This window comes from Streptomyces sp. S.PNR 29, assembly GCF_030386795.1.
Taxonomy (GTDB): domain Bacteria; phylum Actinomycetota; class Actinomycetes; order Streptomycetales; family Streptomycetaceae; genus Streptomyces.
Genome location: NZ_JANUQM010000022.1, coordinates 110,549 through 125,245, shown reverse-complemented (window position 1 = coordinate 125,245; position 14,697 = coordinate 110,549). Strand labels below are relative to the sequence as shown.

The window sequence follows — 14,697 nt, the reverse complement described above, 5'->3', positions numbered from 1 at the left end:
AAGTCCGCGCTGCGCACGCCGGCCCGCGCCGTCCCCGCCGCCGCCCCGGCGGCCACGCCCACCGCGGGCGCGGTGCCGCGCGCGAGCAGCCGTGGCCCGGCCAGGACGAGCCCGGCCACGGCACCCGGGGAACGCGTCAGAAATCCGCCCATCGCTAGTTCTCAGCCTGCCTTTCGCGTACGCGACGCCGACGCGGTCGTGCTCTTGTCGGAGGTGTCGGAGGGTGCCTTCGGCTGCTCCGCGGCGGACGTGCCGTCGCGGTCGGAGACCCTGCCGGCCGGGCTCTCCGCGGCGCCCGTCACCGCCTCGGCTTCCGCGGTCTCCTTGGGCCGCGACTGCGTCAGCCATGCCACGGCCGCCCCGGTGAGGGCGACGGGCCACTCCACGACACCGGTGACGCCGAGCACCCCGGCCCCGGTGTACACGGCCATGCGCCGCCCGCGCGGGGACATGGCTCCGATCCTGTCGAGCGTCCCTTCGGCGGCCCTGCCCACCATCTGGGCGCCCGGCACCTTCTGCAGTGTCGCGGCGGCGGTGCGCAACGGCTGCGGGAGGCGCTCCTGTGCCGGCTTCTGCTCAGCCATGACTGTCCTCGCATGTGGGAACGTCGGTTTCCGGAACATCCGTGTTCCCGCACTTCGGAGGGTCATCCCGACGATGTTCCCGATCGGGAACGACGGCTCAGAGGCCGGCCGCGCTCCCCCGCTCCAGCGCGATCGCGTGCAGCCGCTCCAGCCGTCTGCGGGTCTCCTCGTCGGACGGCACGTACGTCACCATCCGCGGCCCCGTCTCCGGGCTGATCCACAGGTCGGTGTGGTCGACGAGGAGCCGGCCGACGTGCTGGTTGAGGAACTCCTTGCGCTTGCCGCGGTGGGCCTCGACCTCGTGCCGGTCCCAGATCTCGCGGAACTCGGGGGACTCGGTGCGCAGCCGCTTGAGCAGCATCTTCCAGGCGGGCTCGCCGAGATGCCCGGCCATCATGGCGCGGAGCCGCGCGGCCATGAGCCGCTGGGTCTTCTCCAGGTGCACGATCGAGGAGCGCCACTGCGCGTGCGTGTAGGTGAGGAGGATGCAGTTGCGGTCCTCGGGCGGCACCGCGTCCAGGTCGCACAGCAGCAGTGCGTACGTGCGGTTGTAGGCGAGGATGTCGTACCGGCTGTTCTGCAGGCAGGCCGGATAGGGCTCCAGCTGCTCCAGCACGGCCCGCATCGCCGGGGTGACCGACGGGCAGACGGTCGCCGGCGTGGGGTCGACGGCGCCGGACAGCTGGAAGAGGTGGGCTCGCTCGCTGGGGTCGAGCAGCAGGGCGCGGGCGAGTGAGTCGAGGACCTGGACGGAGACCTGGATGTCCCGGCCCTGCTCCAGCCACGTGTACCAGGTGACGCCGACGGCGGAGAGCTGGGCGACCTCCTCGCGCCGCAGGCCCGGCGTGCGGCGTCTGGGGCCCCGGGGCAGGCCGACCTGCTCGGGGGTGATGCGCTCCCGGCGGCTGCGCAGGAAGCCGGCGAGTTCGTGGCGCCGGATCGCCGAGGCGGACTCGCGGGGCGTGCCGGGCTCGGGTACCGCGGTCTCCTGGGCCATGGTGGTCATGCCTTCCAGCCTGCCGCCGCCCGGACCCTGTTGCCAGGTAGCGGTTGTACCAGGATAAGAAGACTCTGGTACCAGCCTGAGCGCCGCAGCAGGCTGATGACCGTGACCGAAACCATCGTCCCCCGCACTCTCCGCTCACCGGCCGCATCACCGGCGCTGAGCGGCCCCGGACTGTTCACGGTGCTGCTGGCCGCGGCACTCCCTCTCATCGACTTCTTCATCGTCAACGTCGCCCTGCCGGCCATCGGCGCGGACCTGTCCGCGAGCGAGGCGGTCCTCGAACTCGTCGTCGCCGGGTACGGGGTGTCGTACGCCGTCCTGCTCGTCCTCGGTGGCCGGCTCGGCGATCTGTTCGGCCGGCGGCGGCTCTTCCTCGCCGGCATGGCGGCCTTCGGGCTGACCTCGCTCGCGTGCGGGCTGGCGCCCGGCGCCTGGTCGCTGGTGGCGGCGCGGGTGGCGCAGGGCGCCTCGGCGGCGGCGATGCTGCCGCAGGTGCTGGCCACCATCCAGGCGACCACGTCCGGGCCCCGGCGTGCGAAGGCGATGAGCCTGTACGGGGCGACGGCCGGCCTGTCCATGGTGGTCGGCCAGATCCTCGGCGGGGTCCTGGTGACGGCTGACCTCTTCGGCACCGGCTGGCGCTCGGTGTTCCTGGTGAACGTGCCGGTGGTGCTCGCCGGCCTGTTCCTCGCCGTCCGCACGGTCCCGGAGACCCGCTCGCAGCGCCCGGAGCCGGTGGACGTGCCGGGCACGGTGCTGCTGGCCGTCTCCCTGCTGACGCTGCTGGCCCCGCTCACCGAGGGCCGGGCGGCGGGCTGGCCGCTGTGGACCTGGCTGTCGCTGGCGGCGTTCCCGCTCACGGCGGCGGTGTTCTACGTGGTGGAACGCCGTGCGGACCGTCAGGGCCGTACGCCGCTCGTCCCGCCGAGCCTGTTCGCGCTCACCTCGTTCCGGCGCGGACTGGTGATGATCCTGCCCTTCTCCATCGGCTTCAGCGGCTTCATGTTCGTGATCGCGGTGGCGCTGCAGCAGGGCGCGGGCCTGGGCCCGGTCGCCGCGGGTCTGGCGTTGCTGCCCATGGCGGTGGTGTTCTTCGTCTTCTCCCTCGCGGGTCCGCGGCTGGTCACCCGGTACGGCACGCGGGTGGTGCCGGCGGGCGCGGTGCTCCAGGCCGTGGGCGTGGCGTCGATGGCGCTGGCCGCCTGGCGTTCCTGGCCGCACCTCGGCTTCGTCGAGCTGCTCCCGGGCGCGGCGGTCGCCGGGGCCGGCCAGGCGCTTCAGCTTCCCGTGGTCTTCCGCATCGTGCTGTCCGAGGTGCCGTCCGCCCGCGCGGGCGTCGGCAGTGGCGTCATGACCACGACCCAGCAGGCGGCCCTGGCGCTGGGCGTGGCCCTGCTCGGCTCCCTGTTCCTGTCCTTGATCCCGGCCATGGGCATGCGGGACGCCCTGGTGACGACACTGCTGGTCCAGCTGGCGGGCATCGCCCTGACCGGCCTGCTGAGCCTGCGACTGCCGCGGACGGTCGGCTGACCCCTTAGGGTGCGGCAAGGAGTGTGCAGGAGACCGGCATCAACAGGGGTGGGTTTCATGGTGCGTCGGTACGCCCTGGGTGGCGGCACGGTCAGCCGCTGGGACCAGCACGGCAGGGAGCACGTGGTGCGCGTCCTGCGCTCGGGTTTACAGCGCAGGATCAGGTGCGACACGTGCGGCTGGCGCCGGGGCGCACCGTTCCAGCCCTTGCTGAAGGCTGCGGAACACCTCGCCGAGGCCCACCAGGCGACGGTGGACCCGAGGGCGGCATGAGCGACTGCACTCCACTGCTGAGCCAGGAGCCGGCGCTTCAGGCCCGCAGCCCCCGCACCACCAAGTCCACCACAGCCGCGAACTCGCCCTCGATTCCCGGCTGTTCCCACTCCCGTGCGTAACGGGGGTCGTGGAAGCGCCCCGTGGCCTGGAAGACCGCGCGGGCCGTGGTGGCCGGGTCGGCGGGGGTGAAGTCGCCGGCGTCCATGCCCGCCCGCACGATCCGGGTCAGCTGGGCGGTCAGGTCGGTGACGTGTTCGCCGACCGCCGTGACGTTCTCGTCGGTCAGGACCATGTAGGTGGCGAACAGCTCGGGGTCGTCGCCCGCCTTGCGGCGCTTGGCGTCGAAGAGGGTGGTGAGCCAGTCCCGCAGCCGGGCCTCCGGGTCGCGGTTCTCGGCGACGATCCCGGACAGGGCCTCGGACGTGCGGTCCAGCCACCGCTTGGTGACCGCCTCCCGCAGCGCGGCCTTCGTACGGAAGTGCCGGTAGACGCTGCCGTGGCTGACTCCGAGCGCCCGGGCCACGTCCACCACGGTGGCCTTGGCCGGGCCGTGGCGGCGCAGCACCTCTTCGGTGGCTTCGAGGATGCGCTCGGCGGTCAGGGTCTCGACGGTCGGTGCCATGGGCTAGACGGTACCCGGAGCGGGCATCAGCGCTCGACGTGCGCCAGCTGCGCCGCCGCGTAGCGCTCACCGGCGGCGGCACCGGCGGGCACGGCCTCCTCGACGGCGGCGAGGTCGGCCTCGTCCAGCGTCACGTCCAGCGCGCCCAGCGCCTCGTGGAGCCGGTCCCGCCGCCGGGCGCCGACCAGCGGCACGATGTCCGTGGTGTGCCGCGGGCCCTGGGACAGCACCCAGGCGATCGCGATCTGCGCGACGCTGACGCCCTTCTGCTCGGCGATCTTCCGCAGGGCCTCGACGAGGTTCAGGTTGTGCTGGAGGTTCTCGCTCTGGAAGCGCGGCGAGTGCGCGCGGAAGTCGTTCGGCGCGAGCTGCCGGTCCGCGGTGAAGTGGCCGGAGATCAGCCCCCGGGAGAGAACCCCGTACGCCGTGATGCCGATGCCCAGTTCGCGGACGGTCGGCAGGATCTCGTCCTCGATGCCGCGTGAGATGAGGGAGTACTCGATCTGCAGGTCGGCGATGGGCGCGGTGGCCGCGGCCCGCCGGATGGTGTCCGCGCCGACCTCGCTGAGGCCGATGTGCCGTACGTACCCCTGCTCCACGAGTTCCGCGATCGCGCCGACCGTCTCCTCGATCGGGACGGTGGGGTCGAGTCGGGCGAGCCGGTAGACGTCGATGTGGTCGACGCCGAGGCGCTGGAGCGAGTACGCGGCGAAGTTCTTCACGGCGGCCGGGCGGCCGTCGTACCCGGCCCAGACGCCGTCCGGGCCCCGCAGCGCGCCGAACTTCACGCTGAGCAGCGCCTGTTCACGCCGGGCGGCGGGCGCTGAGCGCAGGGCCTCGCCGATCAGCATCTCGTTGTGGCCCATGCCGTAGAAGTCGCCGGTGTCGAGCAGCGTCACGCCCGCCTCCAGCGCGGCGTGGATCGTGGCGATCGACTCACCCCGGTCCGCCTCGCCGTACAGCGCGGACATGCCCATGCAGCCGAGACCGATGGCGGAGACCTGGGGGCCGGTGCTTCCGAGAGAGCGTGTTCGCATCGTCATGCCCCCACTCTGACATGACAGCTGACAGATTTCAATATCTGTCAGCTGCCATGTGTCAGTCCCCCTGCCAGGCTCTCCGCCCCCCTTTGCCCCATCGCCAACAACCGCCACTCCGTTCGACAGGCTTCACTCCCGCTCCGAGAATGGAAGGTGCCGGTGAGCAGTCTCCCCGGCGGCGCCTGCCGCCGGCCGTGCGGTCCTCTGCGCCGCCGAGGGAGGCACGCCATGTCCATCCGTATCGGCACCTTCAACGCGGAGAACCTCTTCCGCCGGCCCAAGGTCTTCTCCCTGGAGGACGACGCCAGGCGCGACAAGATCCTCAGCGACTTCAACGAGCTGGTCTCCCTCCTGGAGAAGGACACCTACGAGCCGGCGGACAAGCAGCGGATCGCCGCGATCATCAAGGAGCACCAGGTCCACAACGGCGAGAAGGACAGCCCCCGCCCGTTCTTCATCAACGAACTCAAGGGGACGGGAGCCAAGCTCTTCACGGTGAGCGGCCCGCCGGCCGATCCCGCCATCACGATCGTGGCGGACGGCCGCGGCGACTGGCCCGGCTGGGCCGAGCTGGTCCGCGGTGACCTCAGCTGGACGGCCGTGCAGAACACCGCACGCGTGGTCGCCGAGGTCAACGCCGACATCCTGCTCATGGTCGAGGCCGAGGACCGCCTCACCCTGGAGCGCTTCAACGACAACGTCCTCGGCGAGACGCTGGGGCATCAGCCGTACGCCTTCAACCTGCTGATCGACGGCAACGACCCCCGCGGCATCGACGTGGGGATCCTCAGCCGCCACCCGATCACCTCGGTGCGGTCGCACATGTTCGACCCCGGGCAGGGTGGCCGGCGGCTGTTCAGCCGGGACTGCCCCGAGTTCGAGATAGCGGTCAACGGCACGCCCCTGTGGATCCTGGGCAACCACTTCAAGAGCAAACGGGGCGGCGGCGGTGGACTGCGCGCCCGTCAGGCGCAGCGGGTACGGGAGATCTACGAGGCCGCTCTCCGGCGGTCCGAACGGGTCGTGGTCGCCGGTGACCTCAACGACTTCATGGCCAGCCCACCGGTCAGGACGCTGCTGGACGCGGGCCTGAAGGACGCGATGACCCACCCGACGTACACCGGAGACCCCGGCACGCACGGCCCCGGCACGGGAGACGACGACAAGCTCGACTACCTCATGTTCTCGCCCAAGCTGTGGGACCGGGTCGAACACGTGGAGGTGGAGCGGCGGGGCATCTGGGCCCCCAGGACCTTCAAGTCGTTCCCGACGGTGACGTCGAAGGCGACCCAGGCCTCCGACCACGCGGCGCTGTACGCCGACCTCGACCTGTGAAAACGCGAGTTCCCCGACGCCCTCCAGGGGCGCGGGGAACTGCGCGGCCGGCCACGGTGAAACCCGCGGCCGGCCAACAACGCGAGCCAGGCGGACGCTGACCCGCCACAACCGCCTAGCAGCCGATGAGCCGCCCGGCCAGGTACCCCTCGATCTGGTCGAGAGACACCCGCTCCTGCTTCATCGAGTCCCGCTCACGCACCGTGACGGCGTTGTCCTCAAGTGTGTCGAAGTCGACCGTCACACAGTACGGCGTACCGATCTCGTCCTGGCGCCGGTAACGGCGCCCGATCGCGCCGGCGTCGTCGAACTCGATGTTCCAGTGCTGGCGCAGGGCCTGGGCGAGGCCCTTGGCCTTCGGGGACAGCTCGGGGTTCCTCGACAGGGGCAGAACCGCGACCTTGACCGGCGCCAGACGGTGGTCGAGCCGGAGCACCGTCCGCTTCTCCATCTTGCCCTTGGCGTTCGGCGCCTCGTCCTCGACGTAGGCGTCGAGCAGGAAGGCGAGCATCGCCCGGCCGACACCGGCCGCGGGCTCGATGACGTACGGCGTCCAGCGCTCCTGGGCCTCCTGGTCGTAGTAGGAGAGGTCCTGGCCGGAGGCCTTGGAGTGGGCGCCGAGGTCGTAGTCGGTGCGGTTGGCGACACCCTCCAGCTCGCCCCACTCGCTGCCGCCGAAGTTGAAGCGGTACTCGATGTCGGCGGTGCGCTTGGAGTAGTGGGAGAGCTTCTCCTTGGGGTGCTCGTACCAGCGCATGTTCTCCTCACGGAGACCCAGGCCGGTGTACCAGTTCCAGCGCTGCTCCATCCAGTACTCGTGCCACTTCTCGTCCTCGCCCGGCTTGACGAAGAACTCCATCTCCATCTGCTCGAACTCACGGGTGCGGAAGATGAAGTTGCCCGGCGTGATCTCGTTGCGGAACGACTTGCCCATCTGGGCGATGCCGAACGGCGGCTTGCGGCGCGAGGTGGTCTGCACGGCGGCGAAGTTGGTGAAGATGCCCTGCGCGGTCTCGGGCCGCAGGTAGGCGACGGAGCCGGAGTCCTGCGTCGGGCCGAGGTGGGTGGAGAGCAGACCCGAGAACTGCTTGGGCTCGGTGAACTGCCCCTTGGTGCCGCAGAACGGGCAGTTGATGTCCGCCAGACCGTTCTCCGGGGCGCGGCCCTTCTTCTCCTCGTACGCCTCCTCCAGGTGGTCGGCGCGGAACCGCTTGTGGCAGGAGGTGCACTCGGTGAGCGGGTCCGTGAAGGTGGCGACGTGGCCGGAGGCGACCCAGACCTCGGGGGCCAGGATCACGGACGAGTCGATACCGACGACGTCCTCGCGCGACGTCACCATGTAGCGCCACCACTGGCGCTTCAGGTTCTCCTTGAGCTCGACACCCAGCGGTCCGTAGTCCCAGGCGGCGCGCTGACCGCCGTAGATCTCACTACAGGGGAATACGAAGCCACGGCGCTTGCTCAGGCTGACGATGGTGTCGATCTTGTCGGCGGCCACGGTGCTCTCTTCATTACGACGACGGGCGACGAAGCGAGATGCTTCCAGCGAATGCTTCAGGTTACCGGCGGGGACGGCCCCGCGACCAAATCGGTGTCCCTCAGGGACCGCTCAGGTGGTTTGTTGACAACGGTTTCCATATTTGTTGAAAATGACTGTCATGAACGTACGACGGCGCCTCATACCCGCAGCCGCGGTGACCGCGGCCACCGCTCTCGGCCTCGGCACCCTCTCCGCCTGCTCCAGCGACAGCGCGGCGGCGGGCAACACGGACAAGTTCGACGTCGTCGCGTCGTTCTACCCGATGGCCTTCCTCGCTCAGCAGATCGGCGGGGACCATGTACACGTCACCAGCCTCACCGGGCCGGGCCAGGAGCCGCACGACCTGGAGATCAGCGCCCGGCAGACCGTGCAGCTCGAAAAGTCCGACGCGGTCCTCTACCTGAAGAACCTCCAGCCCGCCGTCGACAAGGCCGTCGCCCAGTCCGGGGTGAAGACGAAGATCGACGCCGCCACCCTGACCTCCCTGGAGGAGCACGGCAACGAGGTGGGCGGCCACGCGGCCGAGCACGACCACGAGCACGGCGAGGAGGAGGGCGGCAAGGACCCCCACATCTGGCTCGACCCGGTGCGGTACGCCCAGGTCGCCGAGGGCGTCGGCAAGGCCTTCGAGAAGGCCGACCCGGACCACGCGGCCGACTACAAGAAGAACACCGCGGCCCTGGTCGAGAAGCTCGACCGGCTCAACACCCAGTACAAGCAGGGCCTGGCGAACACGAAGACCAAGGTCTTCATCACCACGCACGCCGCCTTCGGCTACCTCGCCGAGCGCTACGGCCTCACCGAGGAGGCCATCAACGGCCTGGACCCCGAGTCCGAGCCCAGCGCCTCCCGCGTGAAGGACCTTGAGAAGATGGCGAAGGCCGACGGCGTCACCACCGTCTTCTACGAGACGCTCGTCAGCGACAAGACCGCGAAGACCATCGCCCAGGACTCGCACCTGAAGACCGACGTCCTCGACCCGATCGAGGGCATCACCAAGAAGTCCCGAGGCGACGACTACTTCCAGGTCATGGAGTCCAACCTCAAGGCACTGCAGACGGCCTTGGGAGCCAAGTGATCAACCATCGGAGGGCGGCATGACCGAGTCCGTCATATCGCTGCGCGGCGTCCGCGCCGAGCTGGGCTCGCGCCCCGTCCTGCGCGGCATCGACCTCACCGTGCACCGCGGTGAGGTCGTCGCGCTGCTCGGCGCGAACGGCTCCGGCAAGTCCACGGCCGTGCGCAGCATGATCGGCCAGGTGCCGGTCAGCGCCGGCGAGGTCGAGTTGTTCGGCACCCCGCGACGCCGGTTCCGCGACTGGGCGCGCGTGGGCTACGTACCGCAGCGGACCACGGCCGCGGGCGGCGTGCCCGCCACGGTGACGGAGATCGTCTCCTCGGGCCGCCTGTCCCGGGCCCGCTTCGGCGTCTTCGGCAAGGCCGACAGGGCGGCCGTACGGCGGGCGCTGGAGCTGGTCGGCATGGCGGACCGGGCGAAGGACTCCGTCGACGCCCTCTCCGGCGGCCAGCACCAGCGTGTCCTGATCGCCCGCGCGCTCGCCGCCGAACCCGACCTGCTGATCATGGACGAGCCGATGGCGGGGGTCGACCTGGCCAGCCAGGAGGTGCTCGCGCAGACGCTCAAGGTCCAGGTGTCCCAGGGCACGACGGTCCTGCTCGTCCTGCACGAACTGGGCCCGCTGGAGCCCCTGATCGACCGGGCGGTCGTCCTGCGCGACGGCTGCGTCCTGCACGACGGCCCGCCCCCGAAGGCGGTCGGCCAGCACGCCCTGCCCGGCCACGACCACGTACACCCGCACGCACCGGCGGGCGCCGAACCGATCCGCACGGGACTGCTGAGCTGATGGAACTCCTCGACTACGCCTTCATGCAGCGGGCGCTGCTCGCCGCCGTCCTGGTGGGCATCACGGCCCCGGCGGTGGGCATCTATCTGGTCCAGCGCCGCCAGGCGCTCATGGGCGACGGCATCGGCCATGTGGCCATGACCGGCGTCGGCCTCGGCTTCCTGCTGTCCACGTCCCCGGTGTGGATGGCCACGGCCGTCTCCGTCCTCGGCGCGGTGCTGATGGAGCTGATCCGCTGGTACGGCAGGACGCGCGGCGACATCGCCCTCGCGATGCTCTTCTACGGCGGCATGGCCGGCGGCGTGATGTTCATCAACCTCGCGCCGACGGGCTCGAACGCGAACCTGACCTCCTACCTGTTCGGGTCCTTGTCGACGGTCTCGGACTCGGACGTGACGGCGATCTGTGTCCTCGCGGCCTTCGTGGTGCTGGTCACCCTCGGTCTGCGCCGGCAGTTGTTCGCGGTCAGCCAGGACGAGGAGTTCGCGCGGGTGACGGGCCTGCCGGTGCGCGCCCTGAACCTGCTGACGGCGATCACGGCGGCGGTGACGGTGACGGTCGCGATGCGGGTGGTGGGTCTGCTGCTGGTCAGCGCCCTGATGGTGGTCCCCGTGGCCGCAGCCCAGCAGCTCAGCCGCAGCTTCGCGGCCACGTTCGCCATCGCAGTGGCGATCGGCGTGACCGTGACCATCAGCGGCACCGTCACCTCGTACTACCAGGACGTGCCGCCCGGCGCGACGATCGTGCTGCTGACCATCGGCGCCTTCATCCTGATGACCGCGCTGGCCGCCCCGCTGGCCCGCCGACGCGCGCGGGCACTGGCCGCCGCGCAGCCCTCCGGGGACCCCGCCGAGTGCACGATTCCAGCCACCAGGGGGGCCGACGGCGAGGTCGGCGTCTGACCGCTGACAGACCGGGCTGGCACAATGGCCCGGCAAGGCGCAGACACGTGAGGAGGCAACCGGTGACGACCGCTGGACCGCCCGTGAAGGGCCGCGCCACCCGGCAGCGTGCCGCCGTGGCGGCTGCCCTGGACGAGGTCGACGAGTTCCGCAGCGCGCAGGAACTGCACGACATGCTCAAGCACAAGGGCGACTCGGTCGGGCTCACCACGGTCTACCGCACCCTGCAGTCCCTCGCCGACGCGGGCGAGGTCGACGTCCTGCGCACCGCCGACGGCGAGTCCGTCTACCGCCGCTGCTCCACCGGCGAACACCACCACCATCTGGTCTGCCGCGGCTGCGGCAAGGCGGTCGAGGTCGAGGGCCCGGCCGTGGAGACGTGGGCGGACGCGATCGCGGCGGAGCACGGCTTCGTCAACGTGGCGCACACCGTGGAGATCTTCGGCACGTGCGCGGACTGCGCCGCGAACTGAGCCCGGCACCGGGGCCGCCGCCGCGGTCCCCGGCTCTGGTCGTCGGTCGTCACCGCCGCGACCGCCGCCTCACCCTCGGGCTCCCGACCGGCTCGTGACGTGAACCGGCGCCGACGGCCCGCTCACCGGCATCGGCCTGCGGACGGTGCTGAACAGCCGGGCCAGGACGGCCGAGCGGCCCTGGTCCGCCGTGTTCGGCGCGATGGCGTCCACCCCCGCCCTGAGCCACTGGTCCCACTCCGGCCGGTCGGCCGGGTCCAGGCGCCCGTGGGCCTCGGCCATGTCCAGGATCCTGGTGCCTATCTCCGTCGCCATCGAGCCCCCGTGGAAGCGGTAGCGGCTGCCGATCACACCGAGGTGACACACCTTCACCTGCCCGCCGGCGAGGGCCACGGAGATGTTGAGGAAGGTCTCGACCCCGAAGTCCGGCGGCAGCGGGGCGGCGCGCAGAAGACGGGTACGGACGGCGCGGTAGCCCGTGAGGGCGTTGGCGCCGTGGAAGCCGACCTCCGGGAAGAACCGGGCGGTGAGCGGCTCGTAGATGGTGAACGTGGACGCCAGGATGGTGCCCGGATGGTCGTACTCGTAGTCACCGACCACGTGGTCCGCCGTGCCGCCGGCCGCGGCCTCACGGAGCAGCGCGGCGACGTTCCGTTCCGACGTGACGAGGTCGGCGTCGAGGAAGCACGTCCACTCGCTGTCCACCGCCGACACGGCCAGTTGCATGGCCGCGCCCTTGCCGACCGGGCCGCTCAGCACCTCCGCACCGGCCTCGCGTGCCCGTCGGGCCGTGTCGTCGGTCGACCCGCTGTCCACGACCAGTACCCGGTCGCCGGGCTGCGCGGCGTCGAGGGCCTGACCGACGATCGTGGCCACCGTGGCCTCTTCGTTGTGTGCCGGAATCACAAAAGCGAACAAGCGGAACCCCAGTGCGAGAGCGATCAGTCGTTCACGATCTTAAATCGCACACGCGCACGCCCTATTCCGCAAGGGGGTTGCTACGAGGTGGCCTGCTGGTCCGGGGCTCGCCCTTCCATGGCCAGGAGTTCCTCGTTCGGGATCGCGCCGCCGAAGCGGCGGTCCCGCGAGGCGTATTCGAGGCACGCCCGCCACAGGTCACGACGGTCGAAGTCCGGCCACAGCACGTCCTGGAAGACCATCTCGGCGTAGGCGCTCTGCCAGAGCAGGTAGTTGGAGGTCCGCTGCTCGCCGCTCGGCCGCAGGAACAGGTCCACGTCCGGCATGTCCGGGTAGTACAGGTACTTGGCGAAGGTCTTCTCGCTGACCTTGGACGGGTCGAGCCGGCCGGCCCTGATGTCCTTGGCCAGTGCCTGCGCGGCGTCGGCGATCTCCGCACGGCCGCCGTAGTTCATGCAGAAGTACAGCGTGAGCCGGTCGTTGCCCTTGGTCTGTTCCTGGGCGATCTGGAGCTCCTTGGCCACCGACTTCCACAGCTTGGGCATACGGCCCACCCAGCGCACCCGCACGCCCAGCTCGTCCAGCTGGTCCCTGGTCTTGCGGATGAAGTCCCGGTTGAAGTTCATCAGGAAGCGCACCTCGTCCGGTGACCGCTTCCAGTTCTCGGTGGAGAAGGCGTACAGGGAGATGCTCCCGACGCCGATCTCGATCGCGCCCTGCAGCACGTCCAGCACACGCTCGGCGCCGACCTTGTGTCCCTCGGTGCGCGGCAGCCCGCGCTCCTTGGCCCAGCGCCCGTTGCCGTCCATGACGATCGCCACATGGCCCGGGACCAGTTCCCCGGGGAGCTTCGGCGGCCGCGCGCCGGACGGGTGCGGCTGCGGCGTCCTGTACTCCCGGCGCTGACGCCCCAGGATCCCGCGTACGGCCATGTGTCTCTCGCTCCTTGCGTGGATCTGTTGTGTGGTTCTGCTTCTCGGTTCTACTTCTCTACGTACCGGAGGGAACGCAGCCCGCGCTCCAGATGCCAGTGCAGGTACGCGGACACCAGCCCGCTGCCCTCCCGGACGTATCGCGCCTCGCACGCGTCCGCCGTCTCCCAGTCTCCCGTAAGCAGCGCGCCGAGCAGTTCGAGGGTCTCCGGCGAGGGTACGACGCTGCCGGGGACCCGGCAGTCGACGCAGACGGAGCCACCGGACGCCACCGAGAAGAACCGGTTCGGCCCGGGCATGCCGCACTTCGCGCAGTCGCCGAAGCTCGGGGCGTAGCCGTTGACGGCGAGGGAGCGCAGCAGGAAGGCGTCGAGGACGAGGTGCGGGGCGTGCTCACCGCGGGCGAGGGTGCGCAGTGCGCCGACGAGCAGCAGATACTGCTGCACGGCCGGCTCCCCCTCGTGATCGGTGAACCGCTCCGCCGTCTCCAGCATGGCGGTACCGGCGGTGTACCGCGCGTAGTCGCTGACGATCCCGCCGCCGTACGGAGCGATGGTCTCGCTCTGCGTGCACAGCGGCAGCCCGCGGCCGACCAGCTCGCTGCCCTTCGCGAAGAACTGCACGTCGACGTGGGAGAAGGGTTCGAGCCGGGCCCCGAACTTCGACTTGGTCCGCCGCACGCCCCGGGCCACGGCCCGCACCCGGCCGTGCCCGCGCGTGAGCAGCGTGATGATCCGGTCCGCCTCACCCAGCTTCTGGGTGCGCAGCACGATGCCGTCGTCGCGGAACAGACTCATGGAGCCATTCTCGCGCACGCACAGGGTGCCCGGGGCCGGGTGCCCGGTACCGGGTCCGGGCTGCGATCATGCCCCCATGTCGATCCTTGCCACCGCCGTGGTTCTGGCCATCGCGGCGCTCCACGTGTACATCCTGGTCCTGGAGATGTTCCTGTGGACCCGGCCGCGCACCCGCGCCGCCTTCGGCACCACGCAGGCCTTCGCCGAGGAGACGAGGACGCTGGCCGCCAACCAGGGCCTCTACAACGGTTTCCTCGCCGCCGGTCTGGTGTGGGGGGCCGTGGCCTCGGATCCCGTGGGGTTCCAGGCGAAGGTCTTCTTCCTGGTGTGCGTGGCCGTGGCCGGCCTGTACGGTGCCGCGACCGCCGGCCGCCGGATCGTCTTCGTCCAGACCCTCCCGGCGGCCGTAGGCCTGGCCCTGGTCCTGCTGGCCCACTGAGGGGTCCGGCAGAGGTCAAGGGACTTCACCGCGGCTGCGTGCGTTGGCGTAGGCGGTGGCCGCGCTGAGTCGCTCGGCCGGGGTGGCGCAACGAATGGCTTCCGGCTCGGCGTCCCACTCCCTCCCGCCCCCGTACGGCCTCAACTGCACGTAGGGCCCTTCGTGCCCCATGACGATGCCGAGCCGTCCGGTCCGGGTGTCGACGACGTACGAGCCGACCGGGGGCTTCACCGGAGCACCGCCACGAGCCGCGGGGCCGTCTGCGCAAGACTTACCGGGTCGGGCCCGGGTGACGGCACGATAATTCCCGCGTTCGTGAACGCCGTCCGCAATTCTTCCACCGTTTCCTCCGCTTCTTCGACGCAGAGCACCGGGAGTGCTGTGCCTTCACCGTGCTCCCCCTCCTTTTCGGCTTTCACGCTTCCCACCTCAAGAGCA

The 14,697-nt window shown here is 70.6% G+C and carries 18 protein-coding genes; 8 read left to right on the top strand and 10 right to left on the bottom strand.

Annotated features, from left to right (window positions below; all coding sequences use genetic code 11):
• Nucleotides 1-161: 161 nt before the first annotated feature.
• Both NW895_RS39780 and NW895_RS39775 read right to left on the bottom strand, forming a co-directional pair.
• Nucleotides 162-584, bottom strand: a complete 423-nt coding sequence (locus tag NW895_RS39780) for a hypothetical protein (protein ID WP_289942033.1) — start codon at nucleotides 582-584, stop codon at nucleotides 162-164.
• Between the two features lie 97 nt (nucleotides 585-681).
• Nucleotides 682-1,590 (bottom strand): helix-turn-helix transcriptional regulator, encoded by a 909-nt coding sequence (locus NW895_RS39775; RefSeq protein ID WP_289942032.1) that lies wholly within the window; start codon nucleotides 1,588-1,590, stop codon nucleotides 682-684.
• 102 nt (nucleotides 1,591-1,692) lie between these two features.
• Between NW895_RS39775 and NW895_RS39770 the strand changes: the two genes are divergently transcribed.
• A complete protein-coding gene (locus NW895_RS39770; RefSeq protein WP_289942031.1) occupies nucleotides 1,693-3,120 on the top strand; it encodes an MFS transporter in 1,428 nt (475 codons plus the stop codon).
• Between the two features lie 57 nt (nucleotides 3,121-3,177).
• Complete coding sequence (locus NW895_RS39765) at nucleotides 3,178-3,393, top strand: hypothetical protein (RefSeq protein WP_289942030.1); 216 nt, start codon at nucleotides 3,178-3,180, stop codon at nucleotides 3,391-3,393.
• 37 nt (nucleotides 3,394-3,430) lie between these two features.
• Here the strand turns inward: NW895_RS39765 and NW895_RS39760 are convergent, their stop codons facing one another.
• Nucleotides 3,431-4,018: a TetR family transcriptional regulator gene (locus NW895_RS39760; RefSeq protein ID WP_289942029.1), complete on the bottom strand. Its 588-nt coding sequence runs from the start codon at nucleotides 4,016-4,018 to the stop codon at nucleotides 3,431-3,433.
• A 26-nt stretch (nucleotides 4,019-4,044) separates the two neighbouring features.
• Nucleotides 4,045-5,061, bottom strand: a complete 1,017-nt coding sequence (locus tag NW895_RS39755; RefSeq protein WP_289942028.1) for an aldo/keto reductase — start codon at nucleotides 5,059-5,061, stop codon at nucleotides 4,045-4,047.
• 225 nt (nucleotides 5,062-5,286) lie between these two features.
• Here NW895_RS39755 and NW895_RS39750 point away from each other — a divergent pair, with 225 nt between their 5' ends.
• Nucleotides 5,287-6,393 (top strand): endonuclease/exonuclease/phosphatase family protein, encoded by a 1,107-nt coding sequence (locus NW895_RS39750; RefSeq protein WP_289942027.1) that lies wholly within the window; start codon nucleotides 5,287-5,289, stop codon nucleotides 6,391-6,393.
• A 115-nt stretch (nucleotides 6,394-6,508) separates the two neighbouring features.
• On the opposite strand, the gene NW895_RS39745 is transcribed toward NW895_RS39750, so the two are convergent.
• Entirely contained in the window at nucleotides 6,509-7,891 is a 1,383-nt protein-coding gene (locus tag NW895_RS39745; RefSeq protein WP_289942026.1) for a glycine--tRNA ligase, read from the bottom strand.
• Nucleotides 7,892-8,051: 160 nt separating this feature from the next.
• Between NW895_RS39745 and NW895_RS39740 the strand changes: the two genes are divergently transcribed.
• From NW895_RS39740 to NW895_RS39725, 4 genes are all read left to right on the top strand, one after another.
• Nucleotides 8,052-9,011, top strand: coding sequence for a metal ABC transporter substrate-binding protein (locus NW895_RS39740; protein ID WP_289942024.1), 960 nt, complete (start codon nucleotides 8,052-8,054; stop codon nucleotides 9,009-9,011).
• Nucleotides 9,012-9,030: 19 nt separating this feature from the next.
• Complete coding sequence (locus NW895_RS39735) at nucleotides 9,031-9,798, top strand: metal ABC transporter ATP-binding protein (protein WP_289942023.1); 768 nt, start codon at nucleotides 9,031-9,033, stop codon at nucleotides 9,796-9,798.
• A complete protein-coding gene (locus tag NW895_RS39730; RefSeq protein WP_289942022.1) occupies nucleotides 9,798-10,700 on the top strand; it encodes a metal ABC transporter permease in 903 nt (300 codons plus the stop codon). Before NW895_RS39735 ends, NW895_RS39730 begins: the two co-directional genes overlap by 1 nt.
• Before the next feature lie 62 nt (nucleotides 10,701-10,762).
• Complete coding sequence (locus NW895_RS39725; RefSeq protein WP_289942020.1) at nucleotides 10,763-11,173, top strand: transcriptional repressor; 411 nt, start codon at nucleotides 10,763-10,765, stop codon at nucleotides 11,171-11,173.
• A gap of 69 nt (nucleotides 11,174-11,242) precedes the next feature.
• Here the strand turns inward: NW895_RS39725 and NW895_RS39720 are convergent, their stop codons facing one another.
• From NW895_RS39720 to recO, 3 genes are all read right to left on the bottom strand, one after another.
• Complete coding sequence (locus NW895_RS39720; protein WP_289942019.1) at nucleotides 11,243-12,079, bottom strand: glycosyltransferase; 837 nt, start codon at nucleotides 12,077-12,079, stop codon at nucleotides 11,243-11,245.
• A 92-nt stretch (nucleotides 12,080-12,171) separates the two neighbouring features.
• Entirely contained in the window at nucleotides 12,172-13,023 is an 852-nt protein-coding gene (locus tag NW895_RS39715) for an isoprenyl transferase (RefSeq protein ID WP_289942018.1), read from the bottom strand.
• Between the two features lie 50 nt (nucleotides 13,024-13,073).
• Nucleotides 13,074-13,820: a DNA repair protein RecO gene (recO, locus tag NW895_RS39710; protein ID WP_289942017.1), complete on the bottom strand. Its 747-nt coding sequence runs from the start codon at nucleotides 13,818-13,820 to the stop codon at nucleotides 13,074-13,076.
• Nucleotides 13,821-13,896: 76 nt separating this feature from the next.
• Between recO and NW895_RS39705 the strand changes: the two genes are divergently transcribed.
• The gene (locus tag NW895_RS39705; RefSeq protein ID WP_289942015.1) at nucleotides 13,897-14,259 is read left to right on the top strand and encodes a DUF1304 domain-containing protein; all 363 of its coding nucleotides are present in this window, start codon (nucleotides 13,897-13,899) and stop codon (nucleotides 14,257-14,259) included.
• A 15-nt stretch (nucleotides 14,260-14,274) separates the two neighbouring features.
• Here the strand turns inward: NW895_RS39705 and NW895_RS39700 are convergent, their stop codons facing one another.
• Nucleotides 14,275-14,490: a hypothetical protein gene (locus NW895_RS39700; RefSeq protein WP_289942013.1), complete on the bottom strand. Its 216-nt coding sequence runs from the start codon at nucleotides 14,488-14,490 to the stop codon at nucleotides 14,275-14,277.
• Nucleotides 14,487-14,678: a hypothetical protein gene (locus tag NW895_RS39695; protein WP_289942012.1), complete on the bottom strand. Its 192-nt coding sequence runs from the start codon at nucleotides 14,676-14,678 to the stop codon at nucleotides 14,487-14,489. Before NW895_RS39695 ends, NW895_RS39700 begins: the two co-directional genes overlap by 4 nt.
• Nucleotides 14,679-14,697: the final 19 nt, after the last annotated feature.